The organism is Actinoallomurus bryophytorum (assembly GCF_006716425.1).
Lineage (GTDB): Bacteria > Actinomycetota > Actinomycetes > Streptosporangiales > Streptosporangiaceae > Actinoallomurus > Actinoallomurus bryophytorum.
Window position 1 is genome coordinate 4978929 of record NZ_VFOZ01000001.1, and the last position, 21007, is coordinate 4999935.

General features: G+C 69.4%; 14 protein-coding genes. 8 read left to right on the forward strand and 6 right to left on the reverse strand.

Annotated features, from left to right (window positions below; genetic code table 11):
* Positions 1–40: 40 nt before the first annotated feature.
* The 8 genes from FB559_RS23525 to FB559_RS23560 all read left to right on the forward strand — a co-directional run bounded on the left by FB559_RS23525 (position 41) and on the right by FB559_RS23560 (position 12588).
* Complete coding sequence (locus tag FB559_RS23525; protein WP_141957694.1) at positions 41–1636, forward strand: NAD(P)-binding domain-containing protein; 1596 nt, start codon at positions 41–43, stop codon at positions 1634–1636.
* Entirely contained in the window at positions 1633–2703 is a 1071-nt protein-coding gene (locus FB559_RS23530; RefSeq protein WP_141957696.1) for an alpha-hydroxy acid oxidase, read from the forward strand. The genes FB559_RS23525 and FB559_RS23530 overlap by 4 nt, the downstream gene beginning before the upstream one ends.
* Positions 2700–4103 carry a cytochrome P450 gene (locus FB559_RS23535; protein WP_141957698.1) on the forward strand — a complete coding sequence of 468 codons (1404 nt, stop codon included), beginning with the start codon at positions 2700–2702 and terminating at the stop codon, positions 4101–4103. Before FB559_RS23530 ends, FB559_RS23535 begins: the two co-directional genes overlap by 4 nt.
* Positions 4104–4132: 29 nt before the next feature.
* Positions 4133–5389 carry a cation:proton antiporter gene (locus tag FB559_RS23540; RefSeq protein ID WP_141957699.1) on the forward strand — a complete coding sequence of 419 codons (1257 nt, stop codon included), beginning with the start codon at positions 4133–4135 and terminating at the stop codon, positions 5387–5389.
* A gap of 30 nt (positions 5390–5419) precedes the next feature.
* On the forward strand, positions 5420–5818 hold the full coding sequence (locus tag FB559_RS23545; protein ID WP_141957701.1) for a DUF302 domain-containing protein: 399 nt from the start codon (positions 5420–5422) through the stop codon (positions 5816–5818).
* A 387-nt stretch (positions 5819–6205) separates the two neighbouring features.
* Complete coding sequence (locus FB559_RS23550; protein WP_141957703.1) at positions 6206–7735, forward strand: fascin domain-containing protein; 1530 nt, start codon at positions 6206–6208, stop codon at positions 7733–7735.
* 16 nt (positions 7736–7751) lie between these two features.
* Complete coding sequence (locus FB559_RS23555; RefSeq protein ID WP_221640143.1) at positions 7752–10487, forward strand: glycosyl hydrolase family 95 catalytic domain-containing protein; 2736 nt, start codon at positions 7752–7754, stop codon at positions 10485–10487.
* 247 nt (positions 10488–10734) lie between these two features.
* On the forward strand, positions 10735–12588 hold the full coding sequence (locus tag FB559_RS23560; RefSeq protein ID WP_221640144.1) for an adenylyl cyclase: 1854 nt from the start codon (positions 10735–10737) through the stop codon (positions 12586–12588).
* 45 nt (positions 12589–12633) lie between these two features.
* On the opposite strand, the gene FB559_RS23565 is transcribed toward FB559_RS23560, so the two are convergent.
* The 6 genes from FB559_RS23565 to FB559_RS23590 all read right to left on the reverse strand — a co-directional run bounded on the left by FB559_RS23565 (position 12634) and on the right by FB559_RS23590 (position 20928).
* Entirely contained in the window at positions 12634–14118 is a 1485-nt protein-coding gene (locus tag FB559_RS23565; protein WP_141957705.1) for a carboxylesterase/lipase family protein, read from the reverse strand.
* Between the two features lie 42 nt (positions 14119–14160).
* Positions 14161–14598 carry a response regulator gene (locus FB559_RS23570; RefSeq protein WP_141957707.1) on the reverse strand — a complete coding sequence of 146 codons (438 nt, stop codon included), beginning with the start codon at positions 14596–14598 and terminating at the stop codon, positions 14161–14163.
* Complete coding sequence (locus FB559_RS23575) at positions 14591–16222, reverse strand: sensor histidine kinase (protein ID WP_246121972.1); 1632 nt, start codon at positions 16220–16222, stop codon at positions 14591–14593. Before FB559_RS23575 ends, FB559_RS23570 begins: the two co-directional genes overlap by 8 nt.
* The gene (locus tag FB559_RS23580) at positions 16219–17388 is read right to left on the reverse strand and encodes a PP2C family protein-serine/threonine phosphatase (protein WP_246121974.1); all 1170 of its coding nucleotides are present in this window, start codon (positions 17386–17388) and stop codon (positions 16219–16221) included. The genes FB559_RS23575 and FB559_RS23580 overlap by 4 nt, the downstream gene beginning before the upstream one ends.
* Before the next feature lie 308 nt (positions 17389–17696).
* Entirely contained in the window at positions 17697–18542 is an 846-nt protein-coding gene (locus FB559_RS23585) for an SAM-dependent methyltransferase (RefSeq protein ID WP_141957711.1), read from the reverse strand.
* 73 nt (positions 18543–18615) lie between these two features.
* Positions 18616–20928 (reverse strand): alpha-L-fucosidase, encoded by a 2313-nt coding sequence (locus FB559_RS23590; protein ID WP_141957713.1) that lies wholly within the window; start codon positions 20926–20928, stop codon positions 18616–18618.
* Positions 20929–21007 lie beyond the last annotated feature (79 nt).

Below are 21007 nucleotides of genomic sequence, written 5' to 3' on the forward strand. Positions count from 1 at the left end.
CTCAAAGATTGACTGTTCAACAATCTTGGAGGCGTTGGCCGTGCCAGAGGGTTCCGTCCTCGACTATCTGATCATCGGAGCGGGGCCTGCCGGGCTCCAACTGGGCTACTACCTGCAGCGATCGGGTCGTGACTATTTGATCGTCGAGCGGGGGACGGCGCCGGGCACGTTCTTCACCAGCTTCCCCCGGCACCGCCAGCTGATCTCCATCAACAAGGTCCACACCGGTTGGGACGATCCTGAACTCAACCTGAGAATGGACTGGAACTCTCTGCTGAGTGACGAAGCCGCGCCATTGTTCACGGACTACTCGCCGCGGTATTTTCCCGCCGCCGACGACATGGTCCGCTATCTGGCCGACTTCGCCGGCGAGCACGGACTGGCGATCCGCTATGGCACGAATATCGCGCGGATCGGCCGGCCCGAGGTGTTCGAGGCCGTGGCCGACGACGGCGCCGTGATCCGCGCCAAGCACGTGATCATGGCGACCGGGGTCTCCCGGCCCTATGTGCCCGACATCCCCGGGATCGAGACGGCGGAGCTGTACTCGGACGTGTCGGTCGACCCCTCCGAGTTCACCGGCAAGCGGGTGCTGATCATCGGCAAGGGCAACTCGGCGTTCGAGACCGCCGACAACCTCGTCGAGACCGCGTCGGTCATCCATGTCGCGGGGCCCAGCTCGATCAGGATGGCCTGGCAGACGCACTTCGTGGGCCATCTGCGGGCCGTCAACAACAACTTCCTGGACACCTACCAGCTCAAGTCGCAGAACGCGATCCTGGACGGGAACATCCTGGGCATCGAGCGCCGGGCCGACGCGTCGTACCTGGTGACGGTCAGCTTCTCGCGTGCCGACGAGGTCACCAAGGACATCCCGTACGACCGGGTCATCGCCGCGACCGGGTTCCGCTTCGACGCCTCGATCTTCGAGCCGGAGTGCCGCCCCGAGATGGTGATCCGCGGCCGTTTCCCCGCGCAGACCCCCGAGTGGGAGTCGACCAACGTGCCCGGCCTGTACTTCGCCGGGACGATCACGCAGCCCCGTGACTTCAAGAGGTCCACCAGCGGCTTCATCCACGGCTTCCGCTACGGCGCCCGCGCGCTGCACCGGATCCTGGAGCGGCGCCACCACGGCGAGACCTGGCCGCACGACGAGCTCGCGGGCACACCGGCGGCGGTCGGCGAGGCGGTGCTGGAGCGGGTCAACCGCACGTCCGCGCTGTGGCAGCTGTTCGCCTTCCTCGGCGACGTCGTGACGGTGGCGCCGGACGGCACCGCGCGGTACTGGCCCGAGATCCCGGTCGACCTCGTGGAGACGGCCGTCAAGGACGGGTTCTTCGGCGAGGTCGACGGCCACCTGGTCGTGACGCTGGAGTACGGCAAGGACCACGACCGCCTCGACCCGTTCGACATCAACGGGCGGCGGATCGCCCAGAACGACGCCGGGAACGCCCTCGACGGCCGCTACCTGCATCCGGTGCTACGGCACTACCGCGCGGGCACGCAGGTCGGCGAGCACCACATCACCGAGAACCTGGAGAACGAGTGGACGCACGAGACCGTGCACCGCGCGCCGCTGTTCGCCTTCCTGGAGCAGGCACTGCCGGGCGATGAGGCGTCCGGCGCACGGGGATGACGGGGCTCGCCCGGTTCGAGCGGCGCGCCAGGGAGCTCCTCGACCCGGTGCACTACGACTTCTTCGCCGGTGGAGCGGGGGACGAAGTCGCGCTGGCCGACAACGAGGAGGCGTTCGGCAGGCTGGCGCTCCTGCCCCGCATCCTCCGTGACACCACGGGCGGATCGACCGCGGTGACCCTGCTGGGCGATGCCTGCGAGATGCCGATCTTCGTCTCGCCCACGGCGTTCCACCGGCTCGCCCATCCCGGCGGTGAGCGCGCGACCGCGCGGGCGACCGCGGCGGCGGGCACCGTCCTGGTCACCGGAACGGCCGCCACCACGCCCGTCGCGGACGTCGTCGCGGAGGCGCGCGAGATCCGCGAGGACGCCACGGTGTGGTTCCAGCTCTACCTGCAACCTGACCCCGAGGTCACGGCCGCGCTGGTCCGCCGGGCCGAACGCGCCGGGTGCACCGCCCTTGTGGTCACCGCGGACTCGCCGGTGTTCGGCCGCCGGGGCCGCGACGACCGCAACGGCTTCCACGACCTGCCGCCGGGGCTGTATGCCGAGAACATGCGCGACCTGCCCGGCGGCGCGGACCGCGTACGCCCGATCGAGATGTCCGGCGCCTTCACATGGGAGCACCTCGACCGCCTGCGGGCACGTACGGACCTGCCGATCGTGGTCAAGGGCGTCCTGCATCCCGAGGACGCGCGGCTGGCACTGCGGCACGGCGTCGACGCGGTGCTCGTGTCCAACCACGGCGGCCGCCAGCTCGACGTCGCCCCCGCGACCGTGGACGCCCTGCCGGCGGTGGCCGAGGCCGTACGCGGCCGGATCCCCGTGCTGCTCGACGGCGGCATCCGGTCCGGCGCCGACGCCGTCATGGCACTCGCGCTGGGCGCCACGGCGGTCGGCGTGGGACGCCCCGTCCTGTGGGGCCTGGCCGCCGGAGGAGAGAAGGGCGTCGGCGAGGTCCTGGAACTCCTGCGCGACGAGCTCGTGCACACGATGGCGCTGTGCGGCGCCGCGTCGCCCGGCGACCTGACCGGCGATCTGGTCACGCGGCGAGGGGCGCCACGGTGAGGTCACTGCTCGGGGCGGGAGCGGCCGGCGTGGCGCTGTGGGTGGTCCAGCGCTGGCTGCCACGGTCGGTGGTCGCGCTGCGAGTGAGCATCTTCACCAGGGTCAACGGCGACGACGAGGTGACGCTGCCCGGCGAGCTCGGCGGCGTGGCGGCGGGCTCAGAGGTGTTCGAGCGCGTCTACGCCGATCCGGCGGCGAACGGCAGGAGCCGCGGAGCCGCGCTGTCGGACCTGTTCTGGTACTGGCTCGCGCCCGGACCCGAGGTCCACCAGGAGCATCTCGAGGCCGGGCCGCGGTACGACGAGGTCGCCCGTACGACGCGGGAGATCCTGTCGATGCCGACCCGTTCGATCGAGGACCTGGCGGCCGGTGCCACGGAGCGGGTGCTGCGGGAGCTTCCCGGCGCACCGCTGACCGTGACCCGGCTGCGCGACCTGATGATGCCGGTGTGGGCGGAGTTCTTCTACGAAGTGGTCTTCCGCGAGCCCTGCCCTCGTACCGCGCGCGACCTCATCGTCGGCAACGCCGACGACGTGGTCAGCTCGCTCAAGTGCACCGGCCTGCGGCACATGCGGCGCCGCGACCGCCTCACCCGGTATCTGCGGAGGCGGATCGACGCCGGTGACGTGCCGCACCGGCTGCCGGGCGTCCTCACGCCCCAGGAACAGGCGTACTACCTGCAGGGCACGTTCTTCAACACCGCCGTCGTCCAGTCCTCCGAGGGCATGGCGCACCTGCTGCTGGCCATCGCCCAGCATCCGGATGTCCAGCGACGGCTGGTGTCCGATCCGCACGCGCGGTACCTCGGCCACGTTCTCGAGGAGGTCCTGCGCGAGTATCCGCTCTTCGGCATCGCGCACCGGATCACCACCGCCGACATCGACGCCGGACCGGCCGTCATCCCGGCGGGCTCGGTGGTCTGCTTCAACTACCCGGCCTACGAGCGGCTCGGCCAGCCCGACCCGGACCGGTTCGACCCCGGCCGGTGGGAGGGGCGGTCCGTCAAGAACGCGCACCACATCCCGTTCGGCGTCGCGGCCAACCGGTCGTGCCCGGCGTGGCGGCTCTCGCCGATCGCGATGCGCGCGGTGACACGCGTGGTCCTGCGCCGTTATCGGCTGCGCTCGTCCGTCTCGCACACGCGCTCCATCCCGCACCGGGCACCCTGCCTGCTGCTCGACGCCGAGGACCGGCCACCGGCGTGGCGGGTACGCACGGCGCTCGCCGTCATGCGCGTCCGCGACCGGTACGAGGACGTGACGCGCAGCGTCATGCAGCTCGTGCTCGGCACCTGGATGGTGCTCGACGCACGCCGTCTCAAGTTGTGCACGAACCACTTCGCCACCCATCCACTGGACGGCGCGCCGCGCCGGAGCGCCTGCCCGGTCGACCACGGCTGAAGCGCGTACGACATCGAGGAGAGCGGGACATGACCAACACCGAACTCGCCCCTGTCTTCTTCCTCGCCATCGTGGTCATCCTGGTGGCCTGCCGCGTGTTCGCCCTGCTGCTCCGCGGCGCGCAGCAACCCCCGGTGGTGGCCGAGATGATCACCGGTGTCATCCTCGGCCCGTCCCTGCTCGGGCAGCTGTGGCCGGGCGCCGAGACCTACCTTTTCCCGCAGGCGCTGCGGCCCGTCCTCTACGTGGTCGGCCAGATCGGCCTCGTCGTGTTCATGTTCCAGAGCGGGTACGAGCTGCGCGTGGGCCGGCTGCGCAGCCTGGCCGGCACGGCCGGTCCGATCGCGGCCGCCGGCATTCTCGTACCGGGCGTGCTCGCGGTGGGGCTCGTGGTCGCCGCGCGCGGCTGGTTCGACGTGTCGGTGCGCGGAACACCTTTCTTCGTCACGGCGCTCTTCGTCGGTGTCGCCGTCGCCATCACCGCGTTCCCGATGATGGCCCGGATCATCACCGAGCGGGGACTCGCCGGAACCCACTTCGGCGCCGTCGCGCTCGCGTCGGGCGCGATCGACGACGCGGTCGCCTGGATCCTGCTGGCCGCCGTGCTCAGCCTGGCGTCGGCGAGCCTGCATCCGGTCCTGCTCGCCGTCGGCGGCACCCTGCTGTTCGTCGGTCTGCTCATCGTGGTCCACCGCGGCCTCGGGCGCGTGCTGGCTCCCCGCTTCTCCCCGGAGACGCTGCTGCTGGTCGCCATCGTGCCGCTGCTGCTGGCCGCCTGGTACACCGACCGGATCGGCCTGTACGCGGTGTTCGGCGCGTTCGCCCTCGGCATGGTCTTTCCGCGTACGGCCGAGACCGAGCAGGTGATGGCCGTGATCACGCCGCTGGGCCGGGTGGTGTTCCTGCCGCTGTTCTTCACCTACTCGGGGCTCAACACGAACTTCGCGCTGCTCAACAACGCGAGCGTCCTGCTGTTCGCCCTCGGCTGCGTCGTCGTCGCGATCGCCGGCAAACTCGTCGCGTGCACCGTCGCCGCGAGGGCCGTCGGCGAACCCTACGACTCGGCCGTACGCATCGGCGTCCTGATGAACGCGCGTGGCCTGATGCAGCTGATCGCGCTCAACGTGGGCCTCGCGGCCGGCATCGTCTCGTCCCGGGTGTTCAGCGTGCTCGTCCTGGTCGCGCTCGTGACCACCGTCATGACCGCGCCGCTCCTGGCACTGCTCGACCGGCGCGCCGGCGTATCGCTGCCGGACGAGGATCCCCGGCCGGCACCGGTGACGTGAGTAGACTCCCCCGCTGGGAAGGAACCTCATATGAGCGAGAACGGCCTGGTCACGGTGGAGAGCGGCCACTCCGTACCTGAGACGATCGACCGGCTCGCCGCCACCGTCACGGCCGCGGGCCTGAAGGTGTTCGCCCGCGTCGACCACGCGGCCGGCGCGACGGAGGCGGGGATGTCCCTGCGGCCGACGGAGCTTCTGATCTTCGGCAATCCACGGGGCGGAACACCTTTGATGCAGGATCGGCAGACCGCCGGCATCGACCTCCCGGTGAAGGCCCTGGCCTGGGAGGACGAGGCCGGCAAGGTGTGGCTGACCTACAACACGGCCGCCTGGGTCGCCCTGCGCCACGACCTCGGCGAGGAGAGCCGGGCCGCCGTCACGGCCATCGACGAGGGCCTGCGGAAGGTGACCGGCCGCGCAGCCGGCTGACGCTCCTCGAATCCAGCGGGGACCGGCACCGTCGATCACAGTCCACCCGAAGCCGGGCGCGAAGCCGGGACGGCGATCGCCACCGCGACCGCAGACATCCGAGGTCTGAGGCTCCTCAAGGGTGTGGATTGCCGACCTTTCGGAGATACTGATCGGCATCGCACACCACTCGCGTACCCCCACCAGGCCGTGTCCCGCCTGGGATGGCGCAACTTCCTGGCGGATTCGAGCAACAAGACGATCCGAAACAGCAAACAGTCTTGACTGTTGAGAAATATCCGAGCAATGTTCGTCAGCGACCTGTTTTCCCGCCTCGGTCCCCGCACGGCCCAGGGTGGGTGACCAAGGCCCATCACGATCCCCGTACCCGCCAGAGAGGATCGCGTGATGACTGCTGGCCGAAGATCGGTCAAGTACCTGTCCATGCTGGTGGCGGCCGCCGCCACCCTCGTCGTCCCCGGGACCGTGCAGAGCGCCGGCGCCGCCGCCTGCATCCCCTCCGGCACCGAGGCCGGCATCAACGCCGCTCTCTCAGGAACCGGCGCGACCGCCGTCCTGTGCCCCGGTGCCGTCTTCACCCTCACCAACCCGGTCACCTTCACCGCCCCGAACCAGGTGATCGAGACTCAAGGGCTGCCCACGGACGCCAACCGCGCCAACCTGAAGGTCGGAGGTTCGCTCACCACGGCGATCAACGGCAACGGCCAGTCCGGCGTGACGGTGGAGAACATCCAGATCGACGGTGGCCGTCCCGTCCTCGGCCGCCTCGACGGCGGCGCGCTGATGGAGATGGGCGCCTCCGGCTCGAACCAGACCGTGCAGAACGTCTACGCGCACGACACCCGTAGCTGGTCGACGCTGCACATCATCGAGGGCCCCGTCACGAACAGCACCCCGGCCTGCCAGGGCGCGAAGATCCTGAACAACACCATCGGCCCGGCCGGCACCGACACGCCCAGCGGCACGTGGGCCGACGGCATCTCGCTGGCCTGCGGCACCAGCACGGTCCAGGGCAACACCGTGCAGGACGCCACCGACGGCGGCATCGTGATCTTCGGTGCGCCCGGCTCGTCGGTGAAGAACAACACGATCGTGGCGAAGTCCCGGACGCTGCTCGGCGGCATCAACCTCGTCGACTACGCGCCCATGAACGGCAACTACACCGGCACCACCGTGACCGGGAACACCATCAACGCCCAGAGCGCCTTCATCAAGGTCGGCATCGCCATGGGGCCGCAGGTGTGGGGCTGCGGGACGGGCACCAACTACGGCGCCTCGGTGACCGGCAACACGCTGCAGGGCGCGCACATGGGCTACGGGTACGCCGTCAACGGCGTACGCGACTGGACCGTGACCGGCAACACCGACACCTCCACGCACGTCGGCACGCCCAATGCCGGCTGCGGTGGCACGGTCTCGGCGCCCGGCCGCTTCCAGGTCCAGGCATCGGCCTCCAGCACGCTGCAGCCCGAGTTCACCAGCGCCCAGCTGACCTACGTCCTCGGCGTCGCCGAGCATCCCCCGGCCGGGGCGGTGATCAGCCTGCGCTCCCACGCCAACGGCAGGTACGTCACGGCGGACGGCACCGCGCCGCTGATCGCCAGTGGCACGAGCGTCGGCACGGCGCAGCAGTTCGACGAGATCGACCAGGGCGGCGGCGCGATCGCGCTGCGGGCCCACGCCAACAACCAGTACGTCACCGCCGAGAACGGAGGCGCGGCGGCACTGGCCGCCAACCGCGGCGCCATCGGCCAGTGGGAGACGTTCGCGCTCGTCCACAACGGCGACGGCAGCGTCAGCCTGCGGGCGAACGCGAACAACGACTACGTCACGGCGGAGAACGCGGGCGCGGCACCCCTGATCGCGAACCGCACGGCCATCGGGCCATGGGAAGAGTTCGACCTCATTCAGAACTGATGTGGTGGGCAAAAACATGAACACCCGCGGAAGACACCCGATCCGGTACGTGCTGGCGCTCCTCGCGCTGGTGGCCGGGACCGTGAACGTCGTGGCCATCGCCCCGGCACTGGCCTCCACCTCCGACGCCGCCTTCGACAGCTCGACCGGCGCCCTGAGCGTCGACTACGCGAGCTACCTGGCCAAGCACGACATCGTCTACAACCGGCCCAACACCAACCCCGCGTACGGGCTCACCGTCGGCAACGGCCGTACGGGCGCCATGGCCTGGAGTCAGAACGGCCTGACCATGCAGGTCTCCGGCGCCGACCTGTCCGAGCAGTCGGCGTACGCGGCCGGCCTGGTCAACCTGTACTCCAATCCCGGTATGGACACGGGCTACTCCACCTACCAGCAGCGGCTGTCGCTGTACGACGGAGTGCTGACGACAAAGTACGACTCGAACCGTACGGTGACCGTCATGGGATCGCCGAACTCGGAGGTCATGGGCATCCACGTCGAAGACGGCCGGAGCAACGTCTCCAGCGTGGCGCTGGACCTGAGCCTGTGGGATCCGAGCACGGTCAGCAACGTCGCCGACGTGCCGGACCTGAACACCTGGAAGACCTACTCCACCTTCGCCGACTCCAGCGGCGTGGGCCTGAGCCGTGGCCAGACCGACGCGAACAACTTCGGCTACACGCTCGCGGCGACGGTCGAGGGCGCGAACTACACCAGCCAGACCGTGAACGGCTCGAAGGTGCGTCTCAACATCACGCCGTCCTCCAGCTACACGATCTGGTTCACCGCGGCGAGCCGGCTCAACGCCTCGAACCACGACTCGGTCGCCCAGGCACGCAGCCAGCTCTCCTCCGTGAAGAACACCGGATACGCGACGACGTTCGCCAACTACAAGAACTTCTGGCACGGCTTCTGGCAGAAGTCCTTCGTGTCGTACCAGAACAGCTCGGGCGACGCGGACTACATGGAGAACATCTACTACCTGGCCACGTACATGATCGCCTCGGGCGGGTACGGCAACTACCCGTTCCACTTCATCAACGGCGTCTACCGCTCCACCGGTGACCAGACCAAGTGGAGCAACGCCTACTGGTACTGGAACCAGCGCGACGTCTACAACTCGTTCCTCGCCTCGAACCACACCGACCTGATGAAGACGTTCAACAACCTCTACAGCCGCAACTACGCCGCGCTGAAGTCGTACACGAACACCCGGTACGGCGTGGACGCCCTGTGGGTGCCGGAGACCATGGGCTGGGACGGCAACGCACGGGGGACCGTGGGCAGCGACTACACCAAGAACATCCTGTCCACGGGCACCGAGGCCGCCTTCAACATGTACCTGCAGTACCGGTACACCAACGACGCGACCTACCTGCGCAACACCGCCTACCCGTTCATGCGCGACGTCGTACGCTTCTACGCCGCCAAGCTGACCAAGGACGGCAGCGGCAAGTACAACATGGCCAGCTCGAACGCGCATGAGACGTACTGGAGCGTCCCGGGCGCGATCACCGACCTGGCCGCGGTGAAAAGCCTGTTCCCGGTGACCATCCAGGCGAGCCAGACCCTCGGCCTGGACGCCGACCTGCGGAGCCAGTGGCAGAGCATCCTGGACAACCTGGCGCCGTACCCGACCGACGGCAGCGCGTACCTGCCGCACACGCCGCCGATCGCCCAGACGAGGAACGACGAGAACGTCGCGTCGGAGGCGATCTGGCCCTACAACACGACCGGGATCGGAGCGCCGGACTACCAGACGGCGCTCAACACCTGGAACAAGCGGCCGTTCCCGTACGACAACGTGTGGGCCAACGACGCGATCCAGGCGGCCCGGCTGGGCCTGGGCGACCAGGCGTACAACGGCATGAAGACGATGCTGCAGAAGTACCAGAACTTCCCCAACGGGCTGACCGCCAACACGAACGGCGTCTTCGAGTACCTCGGTGTGCACCTGTCGGTGATGAACGAGTCGCTGCTGCAGAGCTACAACGACAAGATCCGGGTGTTCCCCGCGGTGCCGTCGGACTCCTCGTTCGCGGGCAAGTTCACGCTGCTGGCCAAGAACGGTTTCCAGGTCAGCTCCGAACGCGAGGGCGGGGAGATCAAGTACGTCGGCCTCAAGAGCCTGTACGGCAACTCCGCCACGGTGGTCAACCCGTGGGGGACCCAGCAGGTACGGGTACGCAGGGCCTCCGACAACGCGATCATCACGACCTCGTCGAGCGGTGAGATCACCTTCAGCACGGCGGCGAACACGGTGTACGTCGTGGAGCGCACCGCCAAGCCGCTGAGCTCCTACTCGTCCACCCGGCTCACGGGTAGCGCGAACCAGGACGTGAAGTCGCTGAAGAACACGAGCTCCACGCTGGGCCTGGGCAAGACCACGAGCGGGACGGTCAACGACACGGCACTGACGTACGACGCCAACTGGTTCGGCAGCAGCGGCCGCGGGCTGGGCGACTTCAACGACGACGTGCACTACAGCTACACGAACGGAGCGACGGCGCAGTACACGTTCACCGGCACCGGAGTCGACTACCTGTCGGAGAAGAACGGTGACATGGGCAACGTCGACGTCTACATCGACAACGTCTTCCAGACCAACGTCAACCTCAACGTGAGCGGCGCCCGGCAGTCACAGCAGACCGTCTACCACAAGACCGGGCTGGCGGCCGGCACCCACACGATCAAGATCGTCAACAAGACCACCTCGGTCGGGATCGTGGACGCCCTCAAGATCACCCCCTGAGGGGGGAGCACACCCGCGGCGGCGAGCCACCCAGCCGGCTCGCCGTCGCGGCCTTTCCTCAACGCCCACCTGATGGCGGGAAAGCCGCGCAGCCGGCTCGTCTTCAGAAAAGGACGTCTCTCGCCTCGCGCATCTGCGCCGCCCTCTGGTCACGACTTATCTCATGGCTTAAATTGTCGCCGCGGTCACATCCGTTCCGCATGCCGCGGGCGGAGCTCCGCCGAGAGCAGAGGCAGGCAGATTCGCGATGCACACCCGCGCGGCGCGAGGCCGCACGACCGATACGGGGCATCGCCGCCCCGGACTCCTGTCCCGCCGGGTGATGGGCGCCGCCGCCCTGGTCATCGTTCTCCTGGCCGCCGTGCTCCCCGGCGGGGCCGCCGCCGCGGCACCGTCTGTGGCCGTCCCGGGCCTGGGCCCTAACGTGCTCGTCTTCGACCCCGGCATGCCGCAGGCGGACATCCAGGCGGCCGTGGACGCGGTCGGCCGGCAGCAGGCCGACAACGAGATGGGCACCCAGCGCTACGCGCTGCTGTTCAAGCCGGGCGTGTACGGGTCCGCGGCCGATCCGCTGAAGTTCCAGGTCGGCTACTACACCGAGGTCGCCGGCCTCGGCCGGTCGCCGGGTGACGTGACGATCAACGGTTCGGTCGACGTCTTCAACCGCTGCCTGGCGCCGGACAACTGCATCGCGCTGGTCAACTTCTGGCGCTCGCTGTCGAACCTGACCATCAACCCGGCCGGTGGGTCCGGGTGCCGCGCGGACACGGAGTTCTGGGCGGTGTCGCAGGCGGCGCCGCTGCGCCGGGTGAATATCACCGGGAACACCACGCTGATGGACTACTGCACCGCCGGGCCGCAGTACGCCAGCGGCGGATTCATCGCCGACTCCGCGGTCGCGGCATCGATCACCAACGGGTCGCAGCAGCAGTTCTACACGCGCGACAGCAGTATCGGAGGCTGGAGCAACGGCGTCTGGAACCAGGTCTTCTCCGGAGTGACGGGCGCGCCGGCGCAGTCGTTCCCCAGCCCGCCGTACACGACGCTGGCGACCACTCCGGTATCGAAGGAGAGGCCCTACCTCTACCTCGACGGCTCGGGCGCGTACAACGTCTTCGTTCCGAGCGCCGCGCGGGATTCCAAGGGCACCACGTGGCAGACCGGTAGGACCCCGGGCCGCTCGTTGCCGCTGCGCGACTTCTTCGTCGCGCACCCCTCGGACTCCATCGCGAAGATCAACTCGGCGCTCGCGCAGGGGCGCGACCTGCTGTTCACCCCGGGCGTCTACGACGTCGCGCGCAGCATCGCGGTCAAGCGCGCCGGCACCGTGGTGCTGGGACTGGGCCTGCCGACGCTGACGGCGCAGCACGGCGCCGTCGCCCTGACCGTCGCCGACGTACCGGGCGTCGACATCGCCGGGCTGACCATTGACGCCGGGCCGGTCGAGTCCCCGGCGCTGCTGCGGGTGGGCACGCCGCACGCCAGGCGCGGGTCGCGCGCGACCGACCCGACCGCTCTGCAGGACGTCTTCTTCCGCGTCGGCGGCCCGCACCTGGGCAAGGCGGCGACCAGCCTCCAGGTCAACAGCGACCACACGATCCTCGATGACATCTGGGCGTGGCGCGCCGACCACGGCACCGGAGTGGGGTGGACGCGGAACACGGCCGGCACCGGCGTCGTCGTGAACGGCGACGACGTGACCGCGACCGGTCTGTTCGTCGAGCACTACCAGAAGTACAACCTTGTGTGGAACGGCGAGCGCGGCCGGACGGTGTTCTTCCAGAACGAGCTGCCCTACGACGCGCCCGACCAGACGGCCTGGCAGCACCACGGAGTGGACGGCTGGGCCGCCTACAAGGTCGCAGACCGCGTGCGTACGCACGCGGCATGGGGCCTGGGCAGCTACATCTACACCAACGTCGACCCGAGCCTGCACGCGACGAACGCCTTCGAGGTACCGGCGGCGCCGGGGGTGCGGATGCACGACCTGCTCACCGTGTCACTCAACAAGGCGGGGACGATCGACCACGTGATCAATGGGGTCGGTGACCCGGTGACGCCGGCCTACCAGGGACCGAGCAACGTGGTCGCCTACCCCTGAGCCGGTAGCCGAGCCGGGCCCCCGTCGGGGGCCCGGAAGCACCGCTCAGACGAGCCCGTCCCAGAGACGGCGTTCGTCGGCCCGCGGATCGTGCACCACGCGGGCGTCGTCGCCGTCGAACGTCATCACGGCGCGGGTCTCCGGGGCGTAAGCCGGCCAGCCCGGGTCGCCGTTCTCGGCGAAGGCCACCCAGCGGGCGTGCATGTCGTCCGCGAGCGTCTGCGGGGCATTCGGGCCGGTCAGCAGGTCCGTGCCCGGCGTTTCAAGCGTGTCGAAGACGAAAGCGATCTCCAGCGCGTGGCAGGCGCCCAGCCGGCCCACCGGCGTCGGCCAGGCGAACTCGTAGGCGTAGGTGGGGCTCGGCGCGTCCGCGCGTGCCTCGGCCAGCCGGATCGCCGGGACGCGGAAGAACCAGTCGGTGGTCATGGCGGCGAGGACGTCACCGGCCGACGCGTCCGGGCGGTTGCCCCTGTAGGTGTCCGCGATCGCGGCATCGTAGCCGTGGAGGGCCAGCACGCCGCGGGCCAGCTCCGGTGTGATCGCGTCGAGGTAGTCCGTCGACGCGATGAACAGCCGGTACTCGTCGGTGGTGGTGCCGACCAGCATGGGGATGTCGTGGCCGGTACCCGCGCTGATCATGTCGATCGGCCGGGCGGTGAGCAGCTCGCCGTCCAGAACGGGCGGGAAGGCCATACCGGAGTCCACGACGGACTGACCCCACACGGCGGGGTCCGGGTTCGTGGTCGTGTCCTCGGAGATCGACCGCTGTGCCTCGATCAGCCGGTCCACGTCCACCGCGGCGAACGCCTCCGCGGTCGGTTCGACGCCGAGCCGCGCCGCCAGCTCCGCGGTGACGCGTGCCGCGTCGTCCCTGGTGACGGCGATGTGGCCGGCGCCGCTCTGCGCGATCGCCTTGCCGAACAGGCCGCCGCCTGCGGCGACCGCCACCAATGTGGTCACACTCATCGCGCCGGCCGACTCGCCGAAGATCGTCACATTGCCCGGGTCGCCGCCGAACGCGGCGATGTTGTCCTGCACCCACGCCAGCGCGGCCAGCTGGTCACGGACGCCGAGGTTGGCCGGGGCGCCGGGCAGCAGCGCGAACCCGGGGGCGCCCAGCCGGTAGTTGACGCTGACCAGGACGACCCCGTCCCTGGCGAACGCCCGTCCGTCGCAGGTGGGGACCGCGTTCGACCCGTAGACGAACGCACCGCCGTGGATCCAGACCATGACCGGCAGACCGCGGGCGCCCGGATCGGGCGTCCAGACGTTCACGTTGAGACATTCGCCACCCGCGATGTTCGGGTCCGTCAGCAGCTCGTTGAACGGTCGCGGGTAGGGCGGCCTCGGCACGGTCGGGCCGAGCGTGACCGCGTCACGTACGCCGTCCCAGGCCGGCGCCGGTGCCGGCGCGCGGAACAGGGCGGGTCCGGTCGGCGCGTCGGCGTACGGGATGCCGAGGAACGCCATGACCCCGTCGACGGGCAGCCCGCGGATCTTGCCCTGCGTGGTGGCGGTGATCTCCTGCATGCCGACCAGGCTAACTCCGGCCCCGGCGGCAAAGCAGGGGCCCTAGCGGGGCAGTTTCACCACGGTCACGAAGAAGTCGTCGATCTGGCGCACTATCCGGATGAAGCTGTCGAAGTCCACCGGCTTGGTGACGTACGCGTTGGCGTGCAGGGCGTAGCTGTTGAGGATGTCCTCGTCCGCCTCCGACGTCGTCAGGACCACGACCGGGATGGAGCGCAGCTCCGGGTCGGCCTTGATGTCCCTGAGCACCTCGCGGCCGTCTTTGCGCGGGAGGTTGAGGTCGAGGAGGATCAGGTCGGGCCGGGCGGCGTTGGCGTACACGCCCTGCCTGCGGAGGTAGGCCGCGGCCTCCTCGCCGTCGCTGACGATGTTGAGGTTGTTCTTGACCTTGTTGTCGGCGAACGCCTCTTTCGTCAGGAGCACATCGCCCGGGTCGTCCTCCACGAGGAGCACCTCGATGGATTGCGAGCGGTCAGTCATCGTCATCTCCAGCGGGAAGGGTCCAGCGGATGGTCGTACCCGGGTGCTCCGGATCGGCGGGCTCGGAGACGTCGAGCCAGATCCGGCCGCCGTGGTGCTCGACGATCTTCTTGCACATCGCCAGGCCGATCCCGGTCCCGGTGTAGACGTCCTGAGGATGCAGGCGCTGGAAGATGAGGAAGATCCGGTCGCCGTACTTGGCGTCGATCCCGATCCCGTTGTCGGAACAGGAGAACTCCCACATCTCGCCGTCCCGGCGGGCGCCGATGTGCACCCGCGGTGGCTCCTCGCCGTGGAACTTCAGGGCGTTGCCGATGAGGTTCTGCAGGAGCTGGGTGTACTGGGTCTGGTCACCGGGCAGCGCCGGCAGCTCGTCCGCGGTCACCTCCGCCCCGGTCTCCTCGCGCAGCTGGGACACGCTGTACAGGGCACGGTCCAGGCATGCCTGCATGTTGACCGTCTGCTCGCGTCGCTCCAGGCGCCCGACGCGGGAGAAGTTCAGCAGGTCGTTGATGAGCACCTGCATCCGCTTGGCGCCGTCGACGGCGAAGTCGATGTACTGGCGGCCACGGTCGTCCAGCTTGTCGCTGTACTTGCGCTCGAGCATCTGGCAGAAGCTTGCCACCTTGCGCAGGGGCTCCTGCAGGTCGTGGCTGGCGACGTACGCGAACTGCTCCAGCTCGGCGTTGGACCGGCGCAGCTCGGTGGCCTGGTCGTCCAGCCGGCGGCGTGCCTCGGAGGTGAAACGCCACTCCTCCATGATGCGCTGCCGCATGCCGTCGACGATGCTCGCGAGCTCGACGAACTCCACCGATCCGTGCACGTCGAGGGGATGGGCGAAGTCGCCGTGGGCCACCGCCCCGACGCTGCTCTCCAGGGCCGACAGCGGGCGGAGCACCGCCCGGCGGATCAGCCACGCGAGTCCGAGCGCGGACAGGACCGTGATCAGGACCGCGATGGCCAGGGACCAGTAGACGTCGGTGGCCCTGGCCTTCAGCCGGGCCGCGAACCTGCCGTACAGCGCGGTCTGGTCCTTCTGCAGCGCCGCGTTGGTACTGCGGATCTCGGCGAACGGCTGCTCGCCGAAGTCGGGGGAGGAGCTCTTCGTGCCCTGGCGTACCGTCGCCGCCAGCGGATCGGCGTACTTCGTACGCCAGGCCGCCGCCGCCGCGTCCAGCGCCGCGACGTCCGCGCGCGAGCGGTCGGCGCCGGGCACACCACCGAGGAGGCGCCGCATGGTGGCCGAGGTACGGGCCTGTTCGGCGATCTTCTGGCGGTAGGTGGCGAGCGAGGCCGGGTCCCCGGAGGCCGCGTACGCGCGGATCGCCGTGTCCTGCTGGCCGATGGCGCCGCTCAGCTGGGGTTGCAGGAGCGCCGCGGGGACGATGCGTTCGGTGACGGTGTCGCGGATCATGGACTGGCGGTAGATCGCGACTCCGGCCACCGCCAGAGAAGAGATCAGCAGGATCGCCACGATCAGGCCGCCGAGGCTGAACCACTGCCCGATCCGTACGCGGCCCAGCCGGCCTCTATCGTCCGCGTCCGTGCGCGGGACCATGATGGGCGGCCCGACGATGCGCACCTCGGGCGCGGGCGCGTCCAGGCTCTCGCCGGTCGTCGTCACTCGTGTCCTCCGCTCAGCAGCAGGATGGCCATGTCGTCGGTGAGCACGCCGCCGTTGAGGTCTTCGGCGTCGGTGACCAGCGTGTCGATCAGATCGTGCCCGGTCATGCCCTGGCGGAGAGCCCGGCGGGTGAGGTCCACCAGCCCCTCGGTGTCGAGCCGCCGTGAGCCGTCACCGATCCGGCCCTCGATCAGGCCGTCGGTGTAGAGCATCAGCGCCCACGGGCTCTGGAGCTCGATCACGGCGACCGGCCATTCGGCGTCGGCGAACAGCCCGAGGGCGGGGCCGCACGGATCCTCCGGCAGCGCCTCCACGCCGGAGCCGTTGAACAGCAGGGGGCGTGGATGCCCGGCGCGGTACATCGTCGCGCGCCGCCGATCCGGATGGATGGTGATCATGCACAGGGTCGTGAAGATCTCCTCGGTCCACCGCTCCAGCGTCAGGACCCGGTCCAGCGTGTCGAGCAACTCGCCACCCGTGAGACCCGCGAGCACCAGAGTGCGCCACGCCATGCGCAACCGGACCCCGAGTGACGCCTCGTCGGGGCCGTGCCCGCTCACATCGCCGATCATCAGGTGGACCGCACCGTCGGCGGTCTCGATCGTGTCGTAGAAGTCGCCGCCGAGGAGCGCGCGCCGCCGGCCCGGGCGGTACCGGCTGTGATGGCGCAGCGTCGTGTCCTGCAACTGCGGCACGGGGAGCAGACCCCGCGCCAGGCGGGTGTTCTCCCGGCTCAGGATGCGCGCCTCGGCCAGCTCGCGCTCGGACTCGTCGGCCCGCTTGCGTTCGATCGCGTACCGGACCGCGCGGGCCAGCAGCGGCGCGTCGACCTCCTGTTTGACCAGGTAGTCCTCTGCGCCGGCGGCGACCGCGGACACCCCGACCTGGGCGTCGTTGAGCCCGGTCAGGACGAGTACGGCGGCGCGCGGCGCCAGGCCGAGCACCTCACGCAACATGTCCAGGCCGTCCGCGTCCGGCAGCGACAGGTCCACCAGCACGCACTGGAAGGCGGTCGCGTCGGCGGCCAGCAGCTGCCGCGCCTCCCCGAAGCTGCGTGCCACGATCATGCGCGCGTCGAGCTCCCCGTCGTCGAGGAACTCCTGGACGAGGAGCGCGTCCCCCAGGTCGTCCTCGATCAACAGGATCTCGAGTGCGTCCTGACCCACCAGCGGCAAGAGGGATCGATCAACAGTCCGCACTGCCACCAGGCCTTTCATCGTCGTGGGCGCGGGGGGAGCACCTGGCTCTGATCAGGACACGGCGCGACGCCACGCCTGAGTGAGAAGGAACGGCAACGTGACTCGCCCCTGAGGAGGGCGCATCACCCCATGCCACGTCCGCTCCCTGACCCCGCAACCGCCTGCACGCTCCCGCACCCCGAGCGGAAAGCCCGCCAGTCTGCTACCGAGAGTGCCACGATACCGGGGCAATTGCTGCCCGACAACAGAACCCCTCGCCAGGCGAGAGCGTCGGCTCAGGCCTTGCGGGCGACCCCGCCTACGAGGGCGCGGTGGATCGGGACCAGACCACCGGCGGTGGAGCCGATCTGCTGATCGCCCTCCGGGTACGGGCGCCAGAGTGGCAACGGCACCAGCCCCGGTTCGAGGAGTTCGAGGCCCTCGAAGTACCGGAGGATCTCCTCGCGCGTCCGCCATCGCCCGGTGCCGAAGCGTTCGTTGAAGAGCTTCTCGCTCGCGGCGGCCTGCTCGGCGACCTCGGGATGCTCCGCGCCCGGGTTGTGGAAGTGGGTGATCGCCACGTGGCTCCCCGCGGAGGCCGCGCCGGCGACGCGTTCGACGATGCCCGCGGGATCCTCGTGGTCGTTGAGGTGGTGCAGGATCGCGAAGAACAGCAGCCCGACGGGCCGTTCGAAGTCGATGAGCTGCCGGACCTCGGGGTGGTTCAGGATCGCCTCCGGCCGGCGGATGTCGGCCTCCACGATCGCGGTGGTCCCGTCACGGGCGAGCAGCGCACGGCCGTGTGTGAGAACGATCGGGTCGCTGTCGACGTAGACCACGTGCGTCTCCGGGGCGATCCGCTGGGCGATCTCGTGCACGTTTCCCTGGGTGGGCAGACCGGAGCCGAAGTCGAGAAACTGCCGGATGCCCATCTCTTCGGTCAGATGGCGGACGACGCGCTGGAGGAAGTCCCTGTTGGCACGGGACGTGATCGGGGCCTCAGGGACGATCTTCAGCGTCATCTCGGCGACCTGCCGGTCGATGGCGAAGTTGTCCTTGCCGCCGAGCATGTAGTCATAGACCCGGGCGATGCTGGGCACGGTCACGTCGACGTCTGGGGGGACCCGCTCGTCCTCGGACATGACGCCTCCCCCTGATATGTCATCCGGCCTGTCGATGATCAAAGATAGGGGACGACGCCCGAAAGGTCGGCTGCTATGACCATTTCACCTTGAACACCCATGCGTACTGACCGGAACTCTGGGCCGCGGCCGGGACATCGATCTTCAACGTGCCGTCCTCCATGGTCCAGTGCAGCGGCTCGCCGTCGTATCCGAGCAGGCTGATCTGCTGGCCCGCCTGGATCGGCACGGGTGCGTTCACGACGACCTGGTCGCCGGGCCGCTTCAGCGAGGTGATGTAGAACGCCTTGTTCTGCGCGACGGTGAACCGGATGTCATCGCCCGCGGACGCCTGCCGTGACCAGTAGCTCGTGTTGTAGACGGACTCACCGTTGACCTTGAGCCACGCGCCGATCCGGCGCAGCCGGTCCTGCATCACCTCGGGGATCGTGCCGTCGGCGCGGGGGCCGATGTCGAGCAGGAAGTTGCCGTTCTTGCTCACGATGTCCACGAGGTCCTGCACGGCCTCCTCGGCGGTCATGTACGCGTCGTCCGGAGTGGCCGCGTTGTAGCCGTAGGAGCGGGGGTCGAGCCCGCGGCTGGCCTCCCACTTCGCCACGACGGTGTCGCCGTATTTCGCGTACTCGGGCGTGGTGTAGTCATGCGTCGGGATGCCGCACCGGTCGTCGTAGGTCACCTGGTCGCCCTGCTGGGCCGCGTGGTTGAGGAAGTCGGCGAACACCGAACGGGGCGCGGCGGGCGTACCGATGTCACACCACATGACGTCGGGGCTGTACTGGTGGATCAGCTCCTCCATCTGCGGGGCCTGGTAGTCGGTGACGTAGTCGCCCACCGGCTTGTATCCGATGTAGGGGACCGGCTGCCCGGTGTAGGGGTTCTGCGGGCCGTGGCCCATCCAGGGATCGGCTGGGTTGTACCACTCGGGCAGCGAGTAGTAGAGCCCCGGGTGCACGTCCGGCGTGTACTCGCGGTCGGCCTTGAACAGCGCGTCGACCAGGTCGCGGTGCGGGCCCATCGCGACCGAGTCGCGGTCGGTCACCGCCGTGTCGAACAGCGAGAACCCCTCGTGGTGCTTCGCGGTCAGCACGAAGTACTTCGCCCCGGCGTCCTGGAACAGCCGCACCCACGCCTCCGGGTCGAACTTGGCCGCGGTGAACTGCGGGATGAAGGAGTCGTAGTCCGTCTCCTCGCCGTACGTCTGCGCGTGGTGGGCGTAGGTCGGGTCGTTCGGGTCGTTCATGTGCTGCCAGTACCACTCGGCGTACTCCTGGCCGACCGGTGCCCAGGCGGGCACGGAGTAGAGGCCCCAGTGGATGAAGATGCCGAACTTGGCGTTGTCGAACCAGTCAGGTGCCTGGTGCTGTCCCAGCGACGCGTCGGTGGCCTCGTACGGCGGGATGCCGACGTGCAGGGTGAGGTCCTGACCGGCCGAGGTGTCATCGCCGACGCGTGCGATGACCTTTCCGGCCACCGGCGTACCGGGCGGTGCCGGGCTCGACGCCTCGATCCCGATCTCGACCCGCTGCGCGTCGCCCGGCGCCAGCCAGTCGAGCGTCGCGGGGGCGACGGTGCGCACGCCCGCGGCCTCCACGGTGACCGTCGCGGTGTGGCCGGGCCGCAGCCACTGGTCACCGAGGTTCTGCACGGTCGCCTGGACGACCTGTACCTGCTGTCCGCCGGGCGCCGGCATGGTCTTGGTGGTCGACGCGGCGTCGCCGACCCGTACGGCATAGCCCTGCACGGCGGGCTGGAGGGACAGTGCGAAGACGTGCATGCTCGGCGTGCCCGCGACCGGCTTGGCGGTGCTCGGCAGGGTGACCGAGGTCGCCTCACGCGCCGGGTCCATCGACAGGAAGATCGGGAAGATCGAGACCGGATGGGCGTCCGTCTCCGTCGGGCTGAACCGGTGGGACGCGTTGATGACTCCGGTGCCACCGGAATACCAGTCCGGCGCGCTGACCGGCGCCTGGCTCGTGCCGCCGTCGGCGTAGTGCACCGTGGCGGTACCCCCGGCCGGTCCGTAGCTCGACGCGCCGAGCAGGTAGGCGCCGAGGTAGTGACCCTGCGCGACGGTGACGTCCTGCCCCAGCGCCACGACGTTGTCGTCGCCGGCGGTGGGCGGGAAGTCGTACGGAACACCGCCCAGCGTCACCGTGCCCGCGGCGGGCACCTGGTCCGCCGGGAACGAGTACGTGCTGCCGTCGAAGTCGGCCTGGCCGGGACTCTCGCCGATGCCGTCGTTGTCGAGGAGGCCGCCCAGCGACACCGGGACGGGATCGGAGCCGGCCCTCTGCCGTACGGGTGCGGCGGGTGCCGCCGTCGCCGGGACCATCAGAGCGCCGATCACGCCGACGGCCAGCACGAACCGGCCTGCGCGTCCTCGCATGGGACCTCCTGCTCGCCCAGGAAAGGACATCCGATCACCTCCGCACCCACCGGCCTTCCGGAGGCCGAACGGACGTCTC

Excerpts from the sequence above, each read along its gene's own strand:
- FB559_RS23530 (WP_141957696.1), top strand. The coding sequence starts at position 1,633 with ATGACGGGGCTCGCCCGGTTCGAGCGGCGCGCCAGGGAGCTCCTCGAC.
- FB559_RS23540 (WP_141957699.1), top strand. The coding sequence starts at position 4,133 with ATGACCAACACCGAACTCGCCCCTGTCTTCTTCCTCGCCATCGTGGTC.
- FB559_RS23545 (WP_141957701.1), top strand. The coding sequence starts at position 5,420 with ATGAGCGAGAACGGCCTGGTCACGGTGGAGAGCGGCCACTCCGTACCT.
- FB559_RS23550 (WP_141957703.1), top strand. The coding sequence starts at position 6,206 with ATGACTGCTGGCCGAAGATCGGTCAAGTACCTGTCCATGCTGGTGGCG.
- FB559_RS23555 (WP_221640143.1), top strand. The coding sequence starts at position 7,752 with ATGAACACCCGCGGAAGACACCCGATCCGGTACGTGCTGGCGCTCCTC.
- FB559_RS23560 (WP_221640144.1), top strand. The coding sequence starts at position 10,735 with ATGCACACCCGCGCGGCGCGAGGCCGCACGACCGATACGGGGCATCGC.
- FB559_RS23565 (WP_141957705.1), bottom strand. The coding sequence starts at position 14,118 with ATGCAGGAGATCACCGCCACCACGCAGGGCAAGATCCGCGGGCTGCCC.
- FB559_RS23570 (WP_141957707.1), bottom strand. The coding sequence starts at position 14,598 with ATGACTGACCGCTCGCAATCCATCGAGGTGCTCCTCGTGGAGGACGAC.
- FB559_RS23585 (WP_141957711.1), bottom strand. The coding sequence starts at position 18,542 with ATGTCCGAGGACGAGCGGGTCCCCCCAGACGTCGACGTGACCGTGCCC.
- FB559_RS23590 (WP_141957713.1), bottom strand. The coding sequence starts at position 20,928 with ATGCGAGGACGCGCAGGCCGGTTCGTGCTGGCCGTCGGCGTGATCGGC.